This is a genomic window from Siminovitchia fortis (assembly GCF_003605365.2).
GTDB classification, from domain to species: domain Bacteria; phylum Bacillota; class Bacilli; order Bacillales; family Bacillaceae_C; genus Siminovitchia; species Siminovitchia fortis.
Genome location: NZ_QYTU02000007.1, coordinates 1 through 21314 on the forward strand (window position 1 = coordinate 1; position 21314 = coordinate 21314).

General features: G+C 44.8%; 19 protein-coding genes. 6 read left to right on the forward strand and 13 right to left on the reverse strand.

The genetic code is table 11. From position 1 onward, the window contains the following. Nucleotides 1-168: 168 nt before the first annotated feature. The 5 genes from D4N35_RS04975 to D4N35_RS04995 form a co-directional block, all read right to left on the reverse strand. On the reverse strand, nucleotides 169-1512 hold the full coding sequence (locus D4N35_RS04975; RefSeq protein WP_120070944.1) for an APC family permease: 1344 nt from the start codon (nucleotides 1510-1512) through the stop codon (nucleotides 169-171). Between the two features lie 290 nt (nucleotides 1513-1802). Then, complete coding sequence (locus D4N35_RS04980; RefSeq protein ID WP_164876291.1) at nucleotides 1803-2624, reverse strand: carbon-nitrogen hydrolase family protein; 822 nt, start codon at nucleotides 2622-2624, stop codon at nucleotides 1803-1805. A gap of 730 nt (nucleotides 2625-3354) precedes the next feature. Beyond that, entirely contained in the window at nucleotides 3355-4530 is a 1176-nt protein-coding gene (gene rodA / locus D4N35_RS04985) for a rod shape-determining protein RodA (protein WP_120070950.1), read from the reverse strand. Between the two features lie 336 nt (nucleotides 4531-4866). Beyond that, complete coding sequence (locus D4N35_RS04990; protein ID WP_120070953.1) at nucleotides 4867-5466, reverse strand: spore coat protein; 600 nt, start codon at nucleotides 5464-5466, stop codon at nucleotides 4867-4869. 64 nt (nucleotides 5467-5530) lie between these two features. Continuing rightward, nucleotides 5531-6967, reverse strand: coding sequence for a phospholipase D family protein (locus tag D4N35_RS04995; RefSeq protein ID WP_120070957.1), 1437 nt, complete (start codon nucleotides 6965-6967; stop codon nucleotides 5531-5533). Nucleotides 6968-7125: 158 nt separating this feature from the next. Between D4N35_RS04995 and D4N35_RS05000 the strand changes: the two genes are divergently transcribed. Further along, nucleotides 7126-7275, forward strand: coding sequence for a lmo0937 family membrane protein (locus tag D4N35_RS05000; RefSeq protein ID WP_120070960.1), 150 nt, complete (start codon nucleotides 7126-7128; stop codon nucleotides 7273-7275). A gap of 34 nt (nucleotides 7276-7309) precedes the next feature. Here D4N35_RS05000 and D4N35_RS05005 read toward each other — a convergent pair whose 3' ends face one another. After that, nucleotides 7310-7756 carry a GNAT family N-acetyltransferase gene (locus tag D4N35_RS05005; RefSeq protein ID WP_120070963.1) on the reverse strand — a complete coding sequence of 149 codons (447 nt, stop codon included), beginning with the start codon at nucleotides 7754-7756 and terminating at the stop codon, nucleotides 7310-7312. A gap of 353 nt (nucleotides 7757-8109) precedes the next feature. Here D4N35_RS05005 and D4N35_RS05010 point away from each other — a divergent pair, with 353 nt between their 5' ends. The 5 genes from D4N35_RS05010 (at nucleotide 8110) to opp4C (ending at nucleotide 13820) form a co-directional block, all read left to right on the forward strand. Next, nucleotides 8110-9093, forward strand: coding sequence for an ABC transporter ATP-binding protein (locus D4N35_RS05010; protein ID WP_120070966.1), 984 nt, complete (start codon nucleotides 8110-8112; stop codon nucleotides 9091-9093). Continuing rightward, nucleotides 9090-10109 carry an ABC transporter ATP-binding protein gene (locus tag D4N35_RS05015; protein ID WP_120070969.1) on the forward strand — a complete coding sequence of 340 codons (1020 nt, stop codon included), beginning with the start codon at nucleotides 9090-9092 and terminating at the stop codon, nucleotides 10107-10109. The genes D4N35_RS05010 and D4N35_RS05015 overlap by 4 nt, the downstream gene beginning before the upstream one ends. A gap of 87 nt (nucleotides 10110-10196) precedes the next feature. Then, nucleotides 10197-11858: a peptide-binding protein gene (locus tag D4N35_RS05020; RefSeq protein ID WP_120070972.1), complete on the forward strand. Its 1662-nt coding sequence runs from the start codon at nucleotides 10197-10199 to the stop codon at nucleotides 11856-11858. 87 nt (nucleotides 11859-11945) lie between these two features. Continuing rightward, on the forward strand, nucleotides 11946-12896 hold the full coding sequence (locus tag D4N35_RS05025; RefSeq protein WP_120070976.1) for an ABC transporter permease: 951 nt from the start codon (nucleotides 11946-11948) through the stop codon (nucleotides 12894-12896). A gap of 12 nt (nucleotides 12897-12908) precedes the next feature. Further along, nucleotides 12909-13820, forward strand: coding sequence for an oligopeptide ABC transporter permease (gene opp4C / locus D4N35_RS05030; protein ID WP_120070979.1), 912 nt, complete (start codon nucleotides 12909-12911; stop codon nucleotides 13818-13820). A gap of 455 nt (nucleotides 13821-14275) precedes the next feature. Here opp4C and D4N35_RS05035 read toward each other — a convergent pair whose 3' ends face one another. From D4N35_RS05035 to D4N35_RS05065, 7 genes are all read right to left on the reverse strand, one after another. Then, entirely contained in the window at nucleotides 14276-14845 is a 570-nt protein-coding gene (locus D4N35_RS05035; RefSeq protein WP_120070985.1) for a helical membrane plugin domain-containing protein, read from the reverse strand. Beyond that, nucleotides 14838-17798 (reverse strand): formate dehydrogenase subunit alpha, encoded by a 2961-nt coding sequence (gene fdhF, locus D4N35_RS05040; protein WP_235870293.1) that lies wholly within the window; start codon nucleotides 17796-17798, stop codon nucleotides 14838-14840. Before fdhF ends, D4N35_RS05035 begins: the two co-directional genes overlap by 8 nt. A gap of 174 nt (nucleotides 17799-17972) precedes the next feature. Then, entirely contained in the window at nucleotides 17973-18446 is a 474-nt protein-coding gene (locus D4N35_RS05045) for a CarD family transcriptional regulator (protein ID WP_120070991.1), read from the reverse strand. A gap of 313 nt (nucleotides 18447-18759) precedes the next feature. Beyond that, nucleotides 18760-19023, reverse strand: a complete 264-nt coding sequence (locus tag D4N35_RS05050) for a Fic family protein (protein WP_120070998.1) — start codon at nucleotides 19021-19023, stop codon at nucleotides 18760-18762. A gap of 1 nt (nucleotide 19024) precedes the next feature. Continuing rightward, nucleotides 19025-19255 (reverse strand): AbrB/MazE/SpoVT family DNA-binding domain-containing protein, encoded by a 231-nt coding sequence (locus D4N35_RS05055; RefSeq protein ID WP_120071001.1) that lies wholly within the window; start codon nucleotides 19253-19255, stop codon nucleotides 19025-19027. Between the two features lie 5 nt (nucleotides 19256-19260). Continuing rightward, on the reverse strand, nucleotides 19261-19443 hold the full coding sequence (locus tag D4N35_RS05060) for a hypothetical protein (protein ID WP_120071005.1): 183 nt from the start codon (nucleotides 19441-19443) through the stop codon (nucleotides 19261-19263). Nucleotides 19444-19714: 271 nt separating this feature from the next. Further along, on the reverse strand, nucleotides 19715-21289 hold the full coding sequence (locus D4N35_RS05065; RefSeq protein WP_120071008.1) for an alkaline phosphatase family protein: 1575 nt from the start codon (nucleotides 21287-21289) through the stop codon (nucleotides 19715-19717). Nucleotides 21290-21314 lie beyond the last annotated feature (25 nt).

The following is a 21314-nucleotide window of genomic DNA, read 5'->3' on the forward strand; positions in this document are numbered from 1 at the left end:
CCGGGCCTTCTGCCAGTTGTTCGTAAACGAACCATTTAAATTCCCCCTTTTTGATTGAACATCTTTTTATTTATCTATCTTTTTTATAATTACTTCAAAAAACATGCTTAACAATAAGCGCAAGCGCCTTAACCATTGCGGGGCTAGCCGCTTTTAACTCTTCTATTATTAAGCCTCTTCAACAGCAAGTTCCGGCGGAGGCTGCCTAAACATGTTCGTAAGAATTAGCAGGTATACAAATCCTGCCGTAAACCAAATTCCACCTACAATAAGTGAATGAATGTCCAATTTTAAAAAGAATAAGCCTGTAAGCGAAGCGCCAATTAACGGCAGTATAAGATACCGGATGGTCCCCATAATGGATCTCTGTTTTTTGCGGACATAATAGTGTGCGATAACAGAAAGATTAACAAGAGTAAATGTAAGCAACGCACCGAAATTGATCAGAGATACGGCAAGTGTAAGACTTAAGAAGAGTGCACTAAGAGCAATGCCTCCTATGATTAATAGGTTAAACACAGGAGTACGATATTTAGGCGAAAGATACCCAAATATTTTGCTAGGGAGTACACCTTCACGACCCATTGCATATAAAATACGGGATGCACTTGCCCCTGATGCAACGGCTGATCCGAAGCATGCCATGGCTCCTTCTGCAACCATGTAACTCACCAAGAAATTACCTCCGATATACATGGCAATTTCAAGATAGGCTGATTCCGGATCTTTGAAAGTTTGGTATTCCGGCCAGACAAGCTGTAAAAAATAGGAACCGATAATAAATGATGCCCCGCCAATAATCGTAATAAGATAAATGGCCCTGGGTATAGATTTTTTGGGATTTTTCGCTTCCTCAGATAGGGTTGTTACGGCATCAAATCCTAAAAAAGAAAAGGCTAGAACAGGGATTATGCCCATGATTTCCGGCATATTTGCATTTGAATCAATAAATGGAAGGATGGAAAAGAGTGTGCCTGCTCCTTGACCATTTAGAAGACCCTTAATAGAAAAGGCAATAAAGAGGACAAATGTTCCGAGTTGTAAAAGCAGAACCCCTGCATTAAACTTTGCCGCTATAGTGATGCCAAGTATATTTACGACCGTAATAATAAGGATAAAGAGAATAATCCAAATGTACATTGGAATAGAAGGGAAATACGCCTTCATGGCTATTCCCAGGAATAAAGAACTGATCATTGGACTAAATGCATAATCCAATAATATTGTCCAACCTACAAGAAAGCCAACATGCGGACTAAGGGACTTTTGTGTAAACGTATAAGCAGCACCCGCAGTTGGAAAGGCTTTCACCAGCTGCGCATAACTATAGGCTGTAAATAACATAACAAGCAAGGCAACGATATAAGCTGTTGGAATCATCCCATTCGTGCTATCAACAGCGACTCCATATGTTGCAAATAAAGTAGTTGGAGCCATAAAGGCTAGTCCAAAAAACACTAGATATTTTACTGAAAGAGAACGTTTAAGCGTTGGTGAGTTTGTATTATTCATGTTTCATTCCCCCGTATGCCAACTTTCTGTCTTTTTGTTAAATTTTCGTATCTTTTATCCGAAGGTATTCAAATAGATTTTGCGTAAACGATTTTTTCTTATAGCCCGGGAGGGAAAGATGGATCACCCGCCCATATCTGCTTAATCCGAAATGCTGTACGAGCGGTAATGACACCATCGATAACACATGGAGTTCTTCGATTGATACGTACCTCGCAATGTTTACATACAAGATTATCATTCATGCTTTTCATTGCTGCCCATGCCGCCAAGACAGGCATTTCAAATGATTAGATTTTAATTTCCCAAACTCCCTTTTCAATTTCCTTTGAAGGTATATTTAATGGCACCCTGCGTTCTTTCAGATAGTCGTATTGTTGTTTACTCTCCTGAATAAGAGACAAGTCCAGCGATGCTGATAACACTTCCTCTTCACGTCCCGCTTCAGCAATAATCCGTCCATACGGATCAACAATAACGCTTTCACCGCAAAAAGTAATATCCTCATCCTCCAGCTGTCCAAGCCGATTCGTCAAAGCGACAAACATTTGATTCTCTTGTGCCCTGGCTTGAACGGCAACGCGGTGCACCGGGCCCTCCCAATTTCCATCTGTCACCAACAATAGCTCTGTTCCCATACTGGCAACAGCACGTGCTGTTTCCGGATATTCTATATCGTAGCAAATGAGCAGCCCGACCTTTGTGCCCTGCCAGTTGCAGCTCCGAAAGCAATTTCCGGCTTTAACTGCTTTTTCCTCACCTGGGAATAAGTGGACTTTACGATAAGAGAGCAATAATCCTGCCGGCCCTACCAGAACCGTTGTGTTATAAATGTTTTCTCCCTCTTTTTCGTATAAACCAACTACAATGGAGGTATCAGCTTCCCTCGCTTTGCGTTCTAAATGTTTCACAATAGGTCCATCTAATGGCTCAGCTAATGTACGGCAAACCTCCGGAGGAGGAAATCCTGCGATAAATGTCTCAGGAAACAAGATCAGATCGTGAGATTGTCCATATTCATCAACGACATGATCCAAACGGGCAAGATTGTTCTCAGCTTTCCCGTCTTCACAAATAAGTTGCGCCAATGCGATATCTATCTTTTTCATCATAAAAGCCTCCTGATACTTTTTCTCTTTATATTTCATGCTTCTATATACTACACGCAAAAATTATGCCAACCAATAAAGCCCCTTAATTGAAAAGCGCTTACAAGCGTTTGACCCATATTTGCATTAAGTTTTAAAATATTGATTCATTAATGAATTTTAATTTGAATTCGAATTAAAATCGGCCCGCACGAAGCGGGCCGATTTTCTTACTGAGCAAGAAAGTATAAGATGTTTTAGCTTTAAAATTTTGAACAAAGCCATTTGTTGTCTAGCTTCGACGGACAGGAGGTCCTAGTGCCGCCGGCGCCACAGGACGTGGCGCTTTAAGGCGGCCAGCGCCTATCGACTAGCAGACTTCGCACCTCTGGTGCTCCTGCGCCACAGCTTATCAAGGAAGCCTTGTTCAGCTCGTCGCAAAGCTCAGGAAGCCTCTCGAAGAAGAAGCTTTCCTACGATAAGTCAACATCGGCTCCGACGCACAGGATGTGCTAGTGCAGGCGAAGCGACAGGACGTCGCTGCTTGAGCCTGCGTTCCTCGCCGTGTTGTCTGGCTGCGAGTGCCATCGGCTCGAGGTCATAAGCCAATCGCTGCTGAAGGCAAACTACGCCTTCTTCAGCGCTCGTCTTATGCTTGTCGCCGATAAGCAGGCACTCTCCGCCTTTCCTTATCCTTTATCTCGTCGGAGGCACTCCAGTCTGTACGTCGATGGGCAAGGCGCTTGCGCTTTTCCTAGTCATTCGATGAAAACATATATTTTTTATAGTGGTAGCGTATGGACATGATAATTCCAATCGCAAGCATATTCGAAAGCAGCGAGCTTCCCCCGTAGCTGATGAAAGGAAGCGGGATCCCTGTAATCGGAAGCAGTCCAATCGTCATGCCGATGTTCTGGAACACGTGAAAGGCGATCATCGAGATGACACCTACACAAATATAGGAATAGAATGGATTTTTCGTATCCAATCCGACTCTTGTAATCTGATAAATCAATAAGAAAAAGAGACTGATGACGATGCTTCCGCCGATAAACCCGAACTCTTCCCCAAGCGTGCTGAAAATAAAGTCCGAATGGCTTTCCGGCATGTAAACTTCCCTGTTTCCGAATCCTTTTCCGCTCGTCATTCCCGATCCGATCGCAAGGAGCGACTTCACAAGCTGGAAGCCTTCATTCGACTGATACGTGTAAGGGTCAAGCCAGGAATAAATCCGTTTGAATTGGTACTGCTTGACGCCAAGGAACTTTAAATACTGCGGCATTTTGATCGCTATATAGAGGACCGTTCCCCCAAACAGGGAAACACCTGTAAAGATTGGGACAAGCAGCTTCCAAGTGATTCCGGATACGAGAACCATTCCGAGAAAAATAGCCAGGAATACGAGCGAAGTTCCGAGGTCCGGCTGCTTTAAAATAAATGCCACAGGAACCGCTGTAGCAATTCCAAGCTTCACCAATAGCCAAAAGTCCGTTTTCGTCGTTTTATGGATGAATTTCACGTGGTGATCCGTCGCAATTCTGGCCAGCGCCAATATCGTAAATACCTTCATAAATTCCGACGGCTGAATGGCTCCGACTTTTGGAATGAAAAACCAGCTTTGCGCTCCGTTTACTTTCCTCGTAAAATCAATATTTTCCGGTGAAAGAAATAAGATAATAAGCATAACAAGACCGATTCCATATAAATACCAGGAAATCTTTCTCATCTGTTCAGAATCAAATTGTATGACAAAAGCAGCCGCAACCGAGCCTATTGTATACCACATGATCTGCTGCAGGACGAAGTTTTGTTTATATTGGCCTGTTGTCTGGGCGCTGTAAATAATGATTAAGCTTGCGATCATCATTAACATCAAGGTTAAAATGATCCCATAGTCAATTTTGGGTATTTGTTTTCTCTGTGAGGTCATTCCGCTATCTCCTCTTTAATCAAAAAATCACGTTGTAACCATCTTAACATTATACTGAATGATGGATGATTTAAAAAGGAGCAAATTATGTCCATTTCGGATACAGTCAAAAATTGTCATCTTAAAGAAAAGCGCAAGCGCCCTGATTAGCCCCGACAAGCACAAGACGATTCCCGAGGAGGCAGTTCGTAAGCGAACAGGGAAGCGGCTTGGGACCTCGAGGGGCTAGGTGCTGGACGCTGGACATTACATAACCTTTGTTCGAAGAGAAAATTCGGTAAAATTTTATACTTATCTTTTAAAAAGAAAGGCAGCCGCTTGGGCTGCCTCCTTCAATTACTGTAAAAAGGTTTGCGGATGTTCCTGCTGCCCCCCGAATAGCGGAGGCTGCGGTACGATTTGATACATGCTGCTGACCATCTGGATGTCTTCCTGCGGAGCAGGGGAAAGCGGGTAGTAGCCCTTTTGGGCCATATATTGCCATACATCGTATGAATGCCTGCTGCTGTTTAGAAAAGCGTTCTCCAGGAAAGTCCTTAATTCAGGGTTGGCGCATTCCAATACGGAGCTTGCATAGTTCTTTGCCGCTGCCTTCTGGTTGAGCAGATAAGCCAAGGCAATTTCACGGTCCGTATGCGTGGTCGCATCCGTTCTTGGGGCTGATGCGCTCACTATTTGCGGCGGCTCCGTGTAATTAGCCAATCTCCCCTTCAACTCATCGGGCTGAAATTTCGTTATATCCGGGGTAGAGGCACTTTGGACAAACTCCACCTTCATGTTGTAGTCAGCGATATGTTTGGGGTAATGCCTTTGGAGCATTGATTTCAGTTCCGGGTCCTGAGCCTGATTGATAAACGCCCCCAGACAAGTGACCGTATTATAACAGCTTGCAATCAATTCTGTCAGATCGCGAAATTCATGCGCAGCCAATTGCATCGTCTTTTCACCTCCATCTGTCTGCTCTTATTTTTGTTTAACGCGCCGGTTTTATTCGTGCGTGTTAAAAAGTCGTGAAGTAGAACACCTTTTGCAAAAAATAAACAACTCGCTGCCCAAAGGTCAGCGGACTTACATTTTCCTTCAGATCGACAGTGAATTGCCCATCTTCGTTCGTCCATTGCCTTTTAAAATAATGGTCCAGCTCTTTTGCAAGCCGGGAATTGACGGGAGTTTCTATATATACGTTTGTTTCAAGATTGAAGTTATCCAGATTTCTTGCGGTGAAATTGGTTGAGCCTCCAGTGATGAGCACTTTGTCTTTTTTCTTAATATACAGGAGCTTCGTATGATATTGTTCCTGCCCTGTGTTGTACCAGCGAATTTTTATTCGGCTGTCCGTTTCTTCATCAAGCTCCTGTGCAACAGGCTTATTTGGGAGGCCCGTTTTTTGGGAACCGAATGCATTTTCATTTGGGTCAAGGATGATTTTTATATGTACCCCTCGCTTATCCGCATCAAGCAGAGCATCGATTACTTTTCTCTCTGCCAAATAAAACATGGAAAGCCATAACTCGTCCCCTTTACCTGTTGAATTGATGGATGATAATGTTTTCTCCAATACCTTTCCTTCCGTAATGAGCTGAACCTTATTGTTCCCTGATGAACTTTCATTGCCGCCGTAGCGGGGAAGCTTCTTGCCTCCCGCAAGATTAGCAGCTGCCTGCTCGGATTCAAGCAAATCCCCGACGATCGGGCCGTCAATCCGGAATCCGATATTCGAATGAAAGGCACTGGCATCATGGGGATTTCCCGACAGGATGAGAGCTGTTTTTTCCGTAGCCACTGTCTTTCGGTGGTTGGCTTTGATATTCAGAAGCTTCAGGTAAGACCGTCCTGTCATGTTGGGCGCATCATCAGCCATGGCATTGGGGAAAATTCCCTTTCCCTCCTGGCCGAACCATTGAAAAAACATTCTCCAGACCGCTGTATACAAAGGGTTTGAATCCCTGAGAGGATCAACGTCAGTCATCAGGACGTCAATCCCATTTTTCTTCAAGTTTTCAAACTGCCAATTTTTGTGGGAATTATAAGAAGTATTGATTTCATCGGTTATAAGAACAATTTGAATATTGGGGTTTTCCCTTTTCTTTGCGATCAATTTTTCAGTAAGGGTGGAGCTGAGCGGCGGGAACTTCTGGTCATGATCGTAATAATCGTTATATAAAAAGAAATCAAGAACAATAAATTCCTCTGCATCCTCTATAGCTTCAAAGACGGCCTTGAACATATGCTGGTCTGTTTTTTCATGATTCCCGTCCTTGTATGTCAAATCATATAAAAAGGAAATGGATCCGTCAGGCACTTGATGCACCTTTCCTTCAAAGGGGACTCCTACCGGAAGAGACTTTGTTGATTCGTAATAGATGACCGAAAAAAACACACATAAAAAAAGGGCCAAAGTGCCGATCAGCCATCTTTTCATTTTCCGCTTTCTCATACAAACCACCCCGGTGAGGACTTATTTACCCTTTACTTTCCCTATCCCGTTTTCACAAAACTTGCTGCCTTCTTTTACCAAAAAAGGAATAGTTTTAATTGCCAGTGACCGGGTAAACATAAGACAAGCAAGCCTTACCACGAAGGGAAGTGAAACGAATGCTTTGGACAATCATTGGTATATTGCTTGTATTATGGATTCTGGGCCTTGTTGCAAAGGTCGGCGGCGCACTCATTCACATTCTGCTCGTTGCGGCTGTCATCATCTTTATCATTAATCTGGTTACGGGGAGAAATAAAACGGGTTAAAACAAAGACCGCTCCGAAAATCGGAGCGGTCTTCCTATTTAAATTTCAGCAGCATATCTGCATGAGGAATTCCCTCGTCCAAGTATACTTCCGAAATTTTCTCAAATCCGAGCGAACCATAAAAAGACAGCAAATATTCCTGGGCCTGAAGCCTGACCACCTTTTCTTTCAGCTCTTCACGAATAAAGTCAAGAGCCCTTTTCATTAATTCAACGGCTAAGCCGCGTCCTCTATATGACTCCTTTACTAATACTCTTCCTATCGATAGTTCCGGATACGCCGTACCTGATGGCAATATTCGCGCATAGGCTGCAATTTCCTTTCCATCGCAGGCATATATATGGTATGAAGACTGATCAAAATTATCAAGCTCCCTGTAGGCACATTGCTGTTCCACAACAAAAATGTCCACGCGCTCCCGCAATATGGCATATAGCTCATTAGTTGTCAATTCATCAAATGTCTTTATTTTCCAATTCATTCGCAATCGTCCCTCTTCATGTCAATTTTTTTGAATGATTATAGCATGATTCTTTTTAGATTTGCGAAGTATTTTTGCCCGCATTTTTGTCCAAGGGCTTTATTTTGATGAGATTCTGGTATATAATTTTGAAAATAACGCCAATTTAAAATCCATCATATTTTTGCTAAAAAAAGCATATTTTACTATGACTGAACGCCTATCAACCTCCCTTCGACATCGTTCAACAGCACTAGGAATAGACCATAAGGCTCATGTTTTCTAATAAAAAGATTGATATAGTAATAGATACAATTACCTGAATACCGCCAATTTTTCTACAGAGGCCATATACTCAAGGACGGTGATCTGACATGACAACATTACTAGATGTAAAAAATTTAAAAACTCATTTCTTTACAAATAAAAAAGTGATACCTGCAGTGGACGGAGTCGACATCAACATTCATAAAGGAGAAACCGTTGCGCTGGTCGGGGAGTCCGGATCCGGAAAAAGCATCACTTCCCTCTCCATTATGAGATTAGTTCCAAGCCCCCCGGGGGAAATCGTAGACGGCAGCATTTTTTTTGACGGGACCGATTTGGCAACACTTCCAGAAGAAGAGATGTACCGTATCCGCGGAAATGATATATCTATGATATTTCAGGAGCCGATGACCTCTTTAAACCCCGTTTTGACAATCGGCGAGCAAATCACAGAAGTGCTGATCTATCACAAGAAACTATCCAAAAAGGAAGCAGCCAGAAAGGCAATCGACCTGCTGAAAATGGTGGGATTTTCCCGTCCCAAAGAAATGCTTGATGATTATCCGCACAGGCTTTCGGGCGGGATGAGACAACGTGTCATGATTGCCATTGCCATGAGCTGCAATCCGAAGCTGCTCATCGCCGATGAACCTACAACCGCACTGGATGTGACAATCCAGGCTCAAATCCTTGACTTGATGAAAGATTTGAGCAAACAGTTTCATACCTCCATCCTATTAATAACCCATGACCTTGGTGTCGTTTCCGAGATCGCCGACAAAGTACTTGTCATGTATTGCGGTCAAGTTGTAGAGGAAGCTCAGGTTGATGACTTGTTCAATGAACCTTTGCATCCATATACTGTCGGTCTGATGAATTCAATCCCATCCATCGATGATGATGCCGAAAGGCTTGTGGCCATCCAGGGCAACGTTCCCTCACCGGAGCATTATCCGAAAGGGTGCCGTTTTGCCTCCCGCTGCCCGCATGCGTTTGACCGCTGCCTCCAGGAAGTTCCCGGATTGCTGACAGTCGAAAGCTCCCGGTCAGTGCGCTGCTTTTTATATGCAAAAGAGGAGGCCCGATCATGACAACAACCTTGGAAAAGCAGAAAAAACTGAACGAAAATGAAACGGAGTACATGCTCGAAGCCGTTAATTTGGCCAAGCATTTTCCAATCAAATCAGGGATCTTTCAAAGGGCCACCGGGCACATCAAGGCAGTCGACGGCATCTCTCTTTTTGTAAATAAAGGGGAAACATTGGGGATTGTCGGTGAATCGGGCTGCGGCAAGTCGACGGCCGGACGGACATTCATCCGATTGTATGAACCGACTGAAGGAAAAGTCCTTTTTAAAGGCAGGGACATTTCCCATCTGCCTGAAAGTATGCTCGGCCGCACAGTCAGAAAAAATATTCAAATGATTTTTCAGGATCCGTATGCTTCCATGAACCCGCGGAAAACATTGAAATCTATTTTAAGCGAGCCGCTCATTACCCATCATTTATATGACCGAAAAGGCCGCGACGAGAAAATTGCCGAGCTTCTGGAACGTGTCGGTTTCAATCCATCATTCATCAACCGGTATCCGCATGAGTTTTCCGGCGGACAGCGCCAGCGTATCGGGATAGCCCGCGCCCTGGCCCTTCAACCGGAGTTGATTATAGCGGACGAGGCCGTTTCGGCACTGGATGTCTCCATCCAGGCACAGATCATCAACTTAATGGAGGATCTGCAGGAAGAGTTCGGCCTTACTTACATTTTTATATCACATGATTTAAGCGTTGTCCGCCATATAAGTGACCGGGTCGCCGTCATGTACCTGGGAAAAATCATGGAATTTGCAAGAAAAAAAGATTTATATGAGGACCCTCTTCATCCATATACGAAGGCACTCCTATCTGCCGTTCCTGTGCCAAGAAAACGCGGAGTGGAGAAGCGGGAAAGAATTATTTTAAAAGGGGATCTGCCAAGCCCGGCCAACCCGCCTGCAGGCTGTGTCTTCCATACCCGCTGTCCGGCGGCGATGGATGTGTGCAAAGTAGTCACTCCAGAATTCAAAGAGATGAAAAAGGAGCATTATGTTGCCTGCCATTTATACCAGTGAGGGCAGTCGACGACACTTGAAAGGGGTGATTCATGGCGGAGTGGTCAATCGTTCATTTGAATACCAAAAAATTCTTTAATGGGGGGCATGACAATGAGAAAACCGGCTTGGTTAATATTGTGCATGATGCTTGTTCTTTCGTTGTTTCTCGCTGCATGCAGCGGCGGGGATAAAACGGCTACGGACGGGGACAAATCAAAGGAAGAGGATAAAGCGGCCGAAAATAAAGAACCGGTGGATGGCGGAGACCTTGTCATGGGTTATGGCGGCTCACCTACTCTGTTTAACTCGCTTTATTCGGATGATAATGTGAGCGGAGACGTCGAAGATTTGATTTTTGATGGCCTTGTCGGCTCAAATAAGGAGGATTTCACTCCCAACACAGATGAGCTGGCCGAGAGTGTCGAAGAATCCGAGGATGGATTGACATATACAGTGAAATTGAAAGAAGGCATCAAATTCCACGACGGGGAAGATTTGACTGCCGATGATGTCGTTTTCACTTACAACATACCACTGCATAAAGACTATGACGGGCCGCGCAAATCTAATTTCGAAGCATTGGAAAGTGTTGAAAAAGTTGATGACTTAACCGTTAAATTCCATATGAAAAAAAAGGATGCACAATTCCATACTGTCGGCTTGAGCTATAAAATTTTACCGGAGCATATTTTGAAAGACGTCCCTGTGGCCGAACTTGGAGACCATGAATTCAATACAAAAAATCCAATCGGTACGGGCCCATTCAAATTTGTGGAATGGAAGGACGGCGAATACTTAAAAGTTGAAGCCTTCGATGATTACTACCAGGGCCGTCCGCATTTGGATACGATCACACTGAAATTTGTGCCGGATGCAAATGCCATGCTGACACAGCTCCAAAACCGTGACATCGACTTCTGGGACGCCGTTCCGCCTTCAGACATTGAAACGGTGAAATCTTTCCAAGATGAGATTGGAATCAAAGTGGAAGAAGGATTGGCCCTTCAATATAATTTCTTTGCCGGCAACTTAAGAAATGACTTGTTCAAGGATAAAGAGGTGCGCCAGGCGATCACACATGCGATTGACCGCGAGACAATCGTAAATGAAATAGTGGAAGGCTACGGGGAGGTGGCCCATGTTCCGGAAAGCCCATTAAGCTGGGCATATAATGAGGATGTGCCGCATTTTGACTATGATCCGGAAAAAGCGAAGAAAATGCTTGCAGATGCCGGCTGGAAGCCCGGAAGTGACGGCATTCTTGAAAAGGACGGCAAGAAATTCTCATTTGAAGTGAAAACAAACCAAGGAAATAAAGCCAGAGAAGACATTGTTGTATTATTGCAGGAACAGTTGAAGGAAGTGGGCATTGAAGCGAAGCCGAAGGTTGTGGAGTTCAGCTCACTGATTGCGGATATTGATCCGGGAGTCTGGAATTTTGACGCAATCGTCCTTGGCTGGTCGCTTGCTACAGATCCGGACCCAAGCGGGATTTACCACACGAAAGAAATTGAGAAAGGGCTCAACTTTACAGGCTATTCGAATCCGGAGCTTGATAAATTGATGGATGAGCAGCTTCAAGAGTTAGACCAGGAAAAACGGAAAGAAATGCTCGGTGAAATCCAGAAAAAGCTCGCAGAAGACCAGCCGTACACTTACCTTTATTATCCGACCGAGTTCCGGGCAATGCCTGCTGAATTGGAAGGGTATGAATTCCACGCAAAAAATACGATTTACAAGCCTCACCAGTGGTGGCTGAACAAATAACAGGCATGCCCGACGATATGGGGAATGGACGCCATTTCCCATATCGTTCTATTATAAAATGCATCAGCAGCGGAAGGAGCATAGTGAATGATTTCTTATATTATTCGGCGGGTTCTCATGGCAATCCCTTTATTGCTCGGGATCACCATTCTATCATTTGCCATTATCAAAGCCGCTCCCGGAGGGCCGACATCTTTGTTGATGGATCCGAGCACAAAGCCGGAGGACAGGGCAAAGCTTGAAGAAAAATATGGTTTGAATGACCCTCTTTATGTTCAGTATGGGAAATGGCTTGGGAATATGGCCAAGGGGGACTTTGGTACGTCTTTGATCCGGAGGGGTGTCCCAGTCAGCGAAATGGTTTTAAACAGGCTTCCAAATACCCTGTTGCTTATGGCAACCTCCACCATATTAGCATTCCTCATTGCCGTGCCGCTCGGTATTTTTTCCGCTATGAGACCGTATACCAAACTGGATTATACAGTCACAGTCGGCTCTTTTCTTGGCGTAGCCACTCCAAATTTTTGGCTTGGAATCATGTTGATTATTATTTTTGGTGTACAGCTTGGGTGGTTTCCTACAGGCGGGGTCGCAACGCTGAACGCCCCATTTAGCATATGGGACAGGCTTCACCATCTGATCATGCCTGCCTTTGTATTGGCCGCTGCAGATATGGCCGCTTTGACCCGCTACACGCGTTCCAGTATGATGGAGGTCTTGCAGCAGGATTATATCCGGACGGCCAAATCGAAAGGGTTCAAAGAACGAACAGTAGTGTTGAAGCATGGGTTACGCAACGGAATGATTCCAATTATCACCATGTTTGGCCTGATGCTCCCGAATTTCATTGCAGGAGCGGCCATCACCGAATCGGTTTTCAGCTGGCCGGGCATCGGGAGATTATTTATTGAATCTGCGTTTACTCGTGATTACCCTGTTATCATGGCAGTGACTGTCTTGACAGCTGTATTTGTCGTCATCGGAAACTTATTGGCGGATATTTTATATGCTATTTTTGATCCGCGGATTGAGTATTAAGGGGGGAATGATATGGCACAAATAAACTATGAACCGGCATACAACAACTTGAATATGAACCCCGAAATCAAAGAAAAACCGGAAACACTCACCAGAATATTCATCCGCAAATTTATAAAAAACAAATTGGCCGTATTCGGCGCGATCGTCCTTTTTATCATCATACTTTCCGCGCTGCTCGCTCCCTGGATTGCCCCGTATGATCCCGGAGCGACCAGCCTGGCCAATAAGCTGGCGCCTCCCAGTTCAGAAAATTGGCTTGGCACAGATCGATTCGGGCGCGACATCTTTTCCCGACTTTTGTATGGGGGAAGAATTTCCCTTCTTGTGGGTTTTGGATCCGTAGCGGGGGCCTTGATCATAGGAACAACTATCGGCGCCATTGCCGGCTATTACGGTGGACTGGTTGATGCATTATTAATGAGATTTGTCGATATCATTATTTCCATTCCATCGATATTCCTGCTAATTACGATCGTGACGATTTTTCAGCCAAGCGTGAACAAGCTCATCCTTGTAATGGCCATCACCTCATGGACCACCACTGCCAGAATTGTACGGGGGGAATTTTTAACATTAAGAACGAGGGAGTTTGTGCTCGCCTCGAGGACGATTGGGACAAGGCCCGTAAAAATCATCTTTAGCCATATATTGCCGAATGCCATGGGCCCTATTATTGTTACAGCCACCTTGCTTGTCGGTACTGTCATCCTGACAGAAGCCGCTTTAAGCTATCTGGGGCTCGGCGTCCAGCCGCCTACACCGAGCTGGGGAAATATGCTGGAGGATGCCCAGAACTTTACCGTTCTGCTGAAAGCGCCATGGTACCCCGCATTTCCGGGACTGTTGATCTTAATTACGGTCCTGTGCTTTAACTTTGTGGGAGACGGTTTAAGGGATGCTTTGGACCCGAAGGGGGATTAGAAAAGCGGAGGTGCCTGTCCATCGACGTACAGACTGGAGCGACTCCGACGAGATAAAGGAAACACGCAAAGCGAAGCGGAGCGATGTTGACTTATCGTAGGAGGAGGAGTGAAGTCAGCTAGTCGATAGGCACCGAAGCTGGACACTAGAAAAGCGGGGGGCGGCTGATTAGGGGCGACAAGCGCTGGCCGCCTCAAAGCGCCACATCCTCGAAAAAGCTTACGCTTTTCCTTCGTACGATGTAATGCTGCCGTAGCTTTCCTTGTCCTGTGGCTTCGGTGGCACTAGGACGTCCTGTCCGTCGGAGGGCGAGCGGGTGAAGTCGTTCTTTGACCTCATCTGCTTGACCGAAGCGACCTCGAGCCCCTGCCGCCCGGAGCTAGACATTAGAAAGCGAAAGCAGATAGCCGTTAAGACCGTGCCCATTTATATTCATCCAAAGAAAAAAGCCGGGATTAATTACCCTCGGCTTTTTTCTTTTCCGGTTCTTGTGTCTTGCCCTTATTTATGGAAGGCTCTGTCTGGGCCGGTTCGTTTTTTTCCAGATCACTTACATCTGTTCCCATGCCTCTTAAAAATTCCAGAAGCATAGTGATCGAACGGTTGATTTCAGGATCTCTTAATGCACGCGCCATGCCAAGATAGCTTGTTTTTTCCGATTCTTTATCTTCTATCTCCGCAACTCTCGCGATTCCTGCATTTAATTTTAATAAAATCGGTTCCAGCTGGGTCACGTTGATCATTCCGATTGTCCCCAAAAGCAGAAGGAGGTTTTTAAGGGAATTTTTATTTTCAGGCATGTTCGCTAAGTTAACCGCAATGTCCATGACCTTATCACCTTGTCCCAGCAGCCCTTTGGCTATATCGAGAATCCCCCTATGTTTCAGGTGGCCGATGACTTCCAAAACGTCCAATATCGAGTCCTTATTGGCCAAAAGGGCATCTTCGATTTCCATCATATCCTGCCTTCTTTGAGCTTCCTCATCCATTGGCTTGAATTGAATGTTTTTAATTGGTTCAGCCATTCGTCTTCAGCCCCTTCCTTTTTACAAGGTCACCAGGAAAGACATAGTCGTGCCTTGCCCATTTTCTCTCGACCTCCACACCTTTTTGTGGATTCGGATTTCCAAAACGGTGATTGATTCTTGGAAGCGGGTCTTCCCCCTTCTCCTCGACTATTTCCATTTTGACCATGATATCTTTATATGCCGGGGTATCCGTATCTTTATCGGCGAAACTGCTCGTCAACAGGTTGATAGCCGCATTTCCTGCATCATTCATCGGAAGGTATACTTCCTTACCTTTCACGCGGTCCGTCACATGGCATTTGACGACCGCCTGGCCATACGGAGATATAAGCCTGACAAGAGTTCCGCTGACCAATCTTCTTTCTTTCGCAAGCTCGGGGGAAACTTCAAGGAAAACACTTGGCGTTTTTGAAGATATCCCCTTGGAGCGGTATGTGAGATTCCCTTCATGAAAGTGTTCCAGCAAGCGCCCGTTGTTAAGATGGATGTCGTATTTCTCCTCATACTCAAGCGGCGTTGTCCATTTGACCGGGAACAGCCTCGCTTTTTTATCCGGGAACGGGAAACCGTCTGTGAAAAGAAGCGGTGAATCCGTGCCGTCTTCTTTTACAGGCCATTGAAGCGTGTTATACCCTTCAAGCAATTCATACCTTACCCCTGCAAACAGAGGTGCAAGCTTTGCCGCTTCTTCCATGATTTCGCTCGGATGTTCATATTTCCAATCAGCACCAAGTTTGTTGGCAATGGCCATGATGATTTGCCAGTCGGGCTTTGAATCACCAAGCGGTTCAAATACCTGATAAAGCCGTTGGAAACGCCTTTCCGTGTTTGTAAAAGTCCCTTCTTTTTCAAGGCTTGGAGAAGCAGGCAAAATGACATCGGCGTATTCGGCTGTTTTTGAAAAGAAAATATCCTGGACAACGAAGAAATCAAGTTTTTCAAACCCTGCCCTGACATAGTTGACGTTGGAATCGACCAAGGCCATTTCTTCTCCCTTTATATACAGGGCCCTTAATGTGCCGTCGTGCATCGCATCGACCATATCATGGTTGTTTAATCCGGGATGCTCGGGAACTTCTGTGCCCCAGGCTTCGGAATATTTGGCCCGTACCTCCTTGTCAGCCACTTTTTCATAACCCGGGAATCTGTCCGGCATGCTGCCAAAATCACTTGCTCCCTGCACATTATTGTGGCCGCGGAGCGGATAGGAGCCGGTTCCCGGACGTCCGTAATTTCCTGTCACAAGCAAAAGGTTGGAAATCGCTGTACTCGTATCGCTTCCGCCCATCTGCTGTGTAACGCCCATCGCCCAAAGCACTGCCAGGCTTTCCGAGCCGTGGATCATTTCAGCAATTCGGATCATGTCGTCTTTGGAAATCCCTGTTACTTGTTCGGCATGCTCCAAGGTATATTCTTCCAGGCTTTTATAGTACTCATCAAAGCCATTCACTTTTTCATCGATAAAATCCTTATCCGCCCAGCCTTGGTCAATGATATATTTTGTTACGGCCGACAGCCATACAAGGTCTGAGGACGGTTCCGGTTTAATGAACAGATCAGCCCTTTGGGCCATCTCATGTTCTCTCAGATCGGAAACGACGAGCTTTTGCCCTTTTAGCTTATGTGAGCGTTTGACTCTCGTGGCCAATACAGGATGTGACTCGGCGGTGTTTGATCCGATGATCAGTACCATCTCCGCCTGCTCGATATCCGTGATGGAGCCGGAGTCCCCGCCATAGCCAACTGTCCGGAATAATCCCATCGTGGCAGGAGACTGACAGTACCTCGAGCAGTTGTCAATATTGTTCGTTCCGATGACTCCTCTGGCCAGCTTCTGCATTAAATAGGACTCTTCGTTTGTACATTTGGAAGAACTGATAAAGCCCAGCGCATGAGGGCCAGATTCCTCCTTGATTTCGGTCATTTTTTTGGCAATCAGGTCAAGGGCCTCGTCCCACTCCGCTTCGCGGAACACCTCTCCTTCACGGATGAGGGGTTTTGTCAGACGGTCTTCGCTGTTGACAAAATCCCAGCCGAATTTTCCTTTGACGCATGTGGAGATGCCATTGGCCGGCGCCTCGGCATTCGGCTCCACTTTTAAAATCTTTCTGCCTTTGGTCCAAATGTCAAAGCTGCAGCCTACGCCGCAATAGGTACAGACTGTTTTCGTCTTTTTGATCCGTTCTTCCCTCATGGCGGCTTCCATATCCGAAATGGCAAGGATAGAGCCGTAACCCGTTTCTATATCCTTTGTCAAGTCAATCATCGGACGCAAAGTTTCCCGCTTGAGTCCGGTCAAATATCCGGCTTCTCCGAGCATCCCTTTTTCCATCATGGCATTGCACGGACAGACAGTTGAGCAATGTCCGCATGAAACGCAGGATGATTCATTGATAGGGACATCATTGTCCCAGATGACGCGCGGATGCTCTCTTTCCCAATCAATCGAAAGCGTTTCGGTCACCTGCACGTTTTGGCATGCCTCCACGCAGCGGCCGCATAGAATGCATTGGTCGGGGTCATACCGGTAAAAAGGGTGGGAGTTGTCCACTTCGTACGGCTTTGGCTCAAAGGGGATGCTTTGGTGGTTGATCTTCATCTCTTTTACGGTGTTATGTACCTCGCAAGTGCCATTATTGTAATCGCAGACGGTGCAATACAACTCGTGATTGTGCAAAATTTGATCCATCGCAATGACCTGTGCTTCTTTGACTTCCTTCGTTCCCGTCTCTACGATATCACCGCTTTTAATCTCCGTTGAGCAGGAGCGGACGAACTCTCCGTTCACCTTCACAATACAAGTGTCGCAAGTTTCAATCGCACCCAGGCTCGGGTGAAAACAAACATCCGGAACAGAAACATCAAGCGCTTTCAATGTTTCCATAACGGTGCCCGTTCCTTTAACCTTTATCCGTTCACCATCAATCGTCACCTTATATTCCGATGCCAAATCCAACTCTCCCTTCCTAATCATTTGAAAGTTCTGATTACAATAAAGTCTACCATTTAAAGGTGTATTTTTCAAAGAAACGTTAATGGGTCACATACAGATTTACCCTTTTCAGTTGGTTATAAACAATAAAAAAAGGAGCCTCCCCCTTTTTTGCAAATGGAGAAAAACCCCTTAACCCCGCAGCTCCAATAAATCTTCTGCCTGGCTTTCACTTATATCTTTAATTAAACACAGCTCGCTTCCAACCAACCGCTTTGCGTTGTTAAGCATCTGTTTTTCGCTGCCGTTAAGCGGTTTTTCCTTATTCCGGTACAAGAGGTCACTCACCACTTCAAGGCCGGCCTCAAACTCTCCCGTCTTGATTTTCTCCATGTTTGAACTGTACCTTTGTTTCCATGGCAGTGTGCAATCAAATTCGGCATGATAATAATCCTGGAGTAGTTTCTTTGCCGCCTGTTGATCTACAATTAAGCGCAAACCGGCTTTTGATGCTTTTTTCAAAGGCAGCATTACGTCCATATGACTGCTGGGAATGGTGATTAAACAATAGCTTTCCATTTCCCCGCGAAAATCTTTCTCCTCAATGGCTGTCACAATACCTGCTCCGTGCATCGGATAAAAAACTTTATCACCTACTTGGAACAAATTGTCCACCTCCAAATTTACTCACATGTTAATTATATCACAAATAAGTAAAATTGGCAAATTTATATATTTTAACACCCATTATATGTACAGTCAATACTTTTTTTGAAAAAAATGGCGGTTTTTTTGGACAAAACATGCATTTTGTTACATTAATAAAAGCCCAAAAAAAGCTCCCTTCTTTTAAGGAAGCCTTTCTGCATACTTCTCTATAGTTTCCGCTATTTCTTTCAATGGAATAGGCGGCTTTTTCTTCACAATTGCAAGGGAAATTCTTCCACCCCTGCCTCATCGATCCTCAAGCGGAAGCCATTCACCCATAAAAACTGATATAACGCGGCAAATCCTGTGCGCTTATTCCTGGCGGCGAAAGCGTACTTTCAAACAACGCAGCGGCTTTCAGCCAAATGGTCGGATAAGCGTCTTCACCAAACGCGCTTTGTTTCGGCCGGTTCACCGCACTATTTAACAAGCTCGGCTCTTTAACCCGGATTTCTTCTGTTGGCGTATATTGTTTAGCGACTATTGCATTGATGAATATGATTTCTTTTTCCGTTAAAAACCTGACTTCGTCCAATTCATTTATCCGCCAAATTTCTTAAAGTATTATCATAATCATTAAAAAGTTGTTTCATACCATCAAGAAACTTTTTGTCGATTCCTTCTAATCCTTCAAAATCCAGGTGCTCATTTTTTTTCAAATAGATTCTGCCGTCTTTTTCTAAATACAAGGAAACGTCATCCCCTCTTTTTACACCCATATGTTCTAATGCTTCAGTTGGAATGGTTACACCATTGCTATTTCCCATCTGCGTTATTTTAAAATGGCTTTTTTCTCAGCAGTTGTTTTTTTTGATTTTAGGTTCAATATAATTACATCATCATTGTCCTGAAATTCCAAATCAGTTAGTTCATCATTATCATTTTTTTTAATCAAACTTTTTCTAATTTTATCTAAAATATCTTCTATATCATTGTAAGTGTAACGGCGCGCCATTTTATCATCTCCCGCTTGTTATTTCATTACAATTATATCACAACCAAGCTTAAAACAAATGGAGCGCCTTTGGCATCGTTTGACCTTCCGTTGCCGAAGATGGAAGCCTGTTTGCCAGGCGCTCAACCACTGCGGCAGCCAAAGAAACAAAGGCTGCGCCCGGTATCGCGTGTCCTTTTTTCTGCCCTCCGGGCAACGACTGTATCTGGGAACCGTCGGCGAAAACTGGATTGATGCAAGCCAGCGGAAACCCTTCAAGCCGATTCGCTTTTTAATCGGCTAAGGAGGAGAGGTTCATAATCCAGGAATGCAGATCGACGACTCTCATATGCTCTGGCTTTGTTTCCGTTCCCGTTACGATCATTGGTATCAATGAATCCTGTTCGTGTATGGATCCGTGTGCCGCTCCTCCGGGATGAACAGGTGTACCTTCGCCGGCAAATTCGAAACCGGGCTTTGCGTCAACGATAATATAGTTTCCGGAATGGGAATGTAATGAACTGTGTAACCGGGCCAGTGCATCCGGGTAAGTTCCGTATTCAATTTGCCGGTTGTTTACGGAAAGATCCAAAACGGAATAATCCCCATGCAGCCACCATGACTGGCCATATCGATCCTTATAATCCCCATGTGGGCGGAATGTTAATTTTTCTTTATGGCCATTTGCCGCTGCATGCACATCTGCACCATTTTTCCAGGCTATCAGATTCATTCGGTCGTCTTGCTGAAGATGGCCTGCGATTTCTTCAAGCGTTATATTTGGATCCAAATTATAAATGAAAGCCATTCTTTCGTTATATCCGATGACAATTTGATCATCATCTTTTACCGGTTCTGTGATTTTGTGTATTTTATAATCGGAATCCAAAATCTCGTTTAATTGGATTAAGGATTTGGTTTTGTCTTTCCCGACCTTGGCCTGCCCGCTGTCTCCCATCACGATCCAAATGGCAGACTGCACTGCTTCGTCCCAAGATTCATATGCATTCAGTACCTCCTGAATTTGCTTATCGTTTTTTTCAATACTGTCTATATGATTTATGGGGCCTTTTTCGTGAACATTTTTATCAAGATCCGGGAAATAAGCAATGGTAAAAGCGGGAAGCTTTCCATTTTGAATTAAATATTTTAATTCCTGGGCTGTAAATTTGTCATTAAATCCATACCTTTCCCATAATTGGGTGTTTTGATTGTTTTGCGGGCTAAACTGTGCCAGTGCTCCGTAGGAAAACAATGCCGGCGCTTCAATTTGCAGACTTTCAGGCATCATGTCCAGCTTCGACAACAGTTTCGACAGATGTAATTTCTTTTTTTCATTACCTCTATAGACAAGCGCATTTATCGACGCGCTTTCCAATCCTTCCATCCCCAACTTTTCATGTATAGTCTTTACGTCACGGCTTAGGTGGGAGTGATTTAAATGATACAGATTGTCTTCGACCACCTGTTTAATTCCCAATTTAAACACTTCTTCTTTGGCACTTCCATAGTTCACAAGCCGCTTTTCTTTTTCATCATACCAAACAAGGCCGGGTACCCGATGCTTGTCCGAATATGTACCGGTCAGAAGCGAGCTGTCAATCGTTACTGACATCGTTGGATAGCTGCTGATCATGTTTGGATAATAGCGGCCCTGTTCGATTAAATATTTTAACGCCGGTGCGCGCTCCTTTTTGATTGCCTGCTGTAGGGGCTCGTCCATCAAAGAATCAATGATCAGTAGAATGACGGGATTTTCCGTTTTTGTGATGGCTTTACGTTCCAATGACTGATTTGCAGGTTTAAGACCTCTTATCAAAAAGATGATCGCCACCACAACGATCACGATGATTAAAACATATAACATTTTCCTCATCCTTTACTCTTTCCTT

Coding starts and splice junctions, on each gene's coding strand:
- rodA (WP_120070950.1), bottom strand. CDS start 4,530: ATGACCTCACAGAGAAAACAAATACCCAAAATTGACTATGGGATCATT.
- opp4C (WP_120070979.1), top strand. CDS start 12,909: ATGGCACAAATAAACTATGAACCGGCATACAACAACTTGAATATGAAC.
- D4N35_RS05065 (WP_120071008.1), bottom strand. CDS start 21,289: ATGTTATATGTTTTAATCATCGTGATCGTTGTGGTGGCGATCATCTTT.
- D4N35_RS04975 (WP_120070944.1), bottom strand. CDS start 1,512: ATGAATAATACAAACTCACCAACGCTTAAACGTTCTCTTTCAGTAAAA.
- D4N35_RS05005 (WP_120070963.1), bottom strand. CDS start 7,756: ATGAATTGGAAAATAAAGACATTTGATGAATTGACAACTAATGAGCTA.
- D4N35_RS05015 (WP_120070969.1), top strand. CDS start 9,090: ATGACAACAACCTTGGAAAAGCAGAAAAAACTGAACGAAAATGAAACG.
- D4N35_RS05060 (WP_120071005.1), bottom strand. CDS start 19,443: ATGGCGCGCCGTTACACTTACAATGATATAGAAGATATTTTAGATAAA.
- D4N35_RS04995 (WP_120070957.1), bottom strand. CDS start 6,967: ATGAGAAAGCGGAAAATGAAAAGATGGCTGATCGGCACTTTGGCCCTT.
- D4N35_RS05025 (WP_120070976.1), top strand. CDS start 11,946: ATGATTTCTTATATTATTCGGCGGGTTCTCATGGCAATCCCTTTATTG.
- D4N35_RS04990 (WP_120070953.1), bottom strand. CDS start 5,466: ATGCAATTGGCTGCGCATGAATTTCGCGATCTGACAGAATTGATTGCA.
- D4N35_RS05000 (WP_120070960.1), top strand. CDS start 7,126: ATGCTTTGGACAATCATTGGTATATTGCTTGTATTATGGATTCTGGGC.
- D4N35_RS05020 (WP_120070972.1), top strand. CDS start 10,197: ATGACAATGAGAAAACCGGCTTGGTTAATATTGTGCATGATGCTTGTT.
- D4N35_RS04980 (WP_164876291.1), bottom strand. CDS start 2,624: ATGATGAAAAAGATAGATATCGCATTGGCGCAACTTATTTGTGAAGAC.
- D4N35_RS05010 (WP_120070966.1), top strand. CDS start 8,110: ATGACAACATTACTAGATGTAAAAAATTTAAAAACTCATTTCTTTACA.
- D4N35_RS05035 (WP_120070985.1), bottom strand. CDS start 14,845: ATGGCTGAACCAATTAAAAACATTCAATTCAAGCCAATGGATGAGGAA.
- D4N35_RS05055 (WP_120071001.1), bottom strand. CDS start 19,255: ATGGGAAATAGCAATGGTGTAACCATTCCAACTGAAGCATTAGAACAT.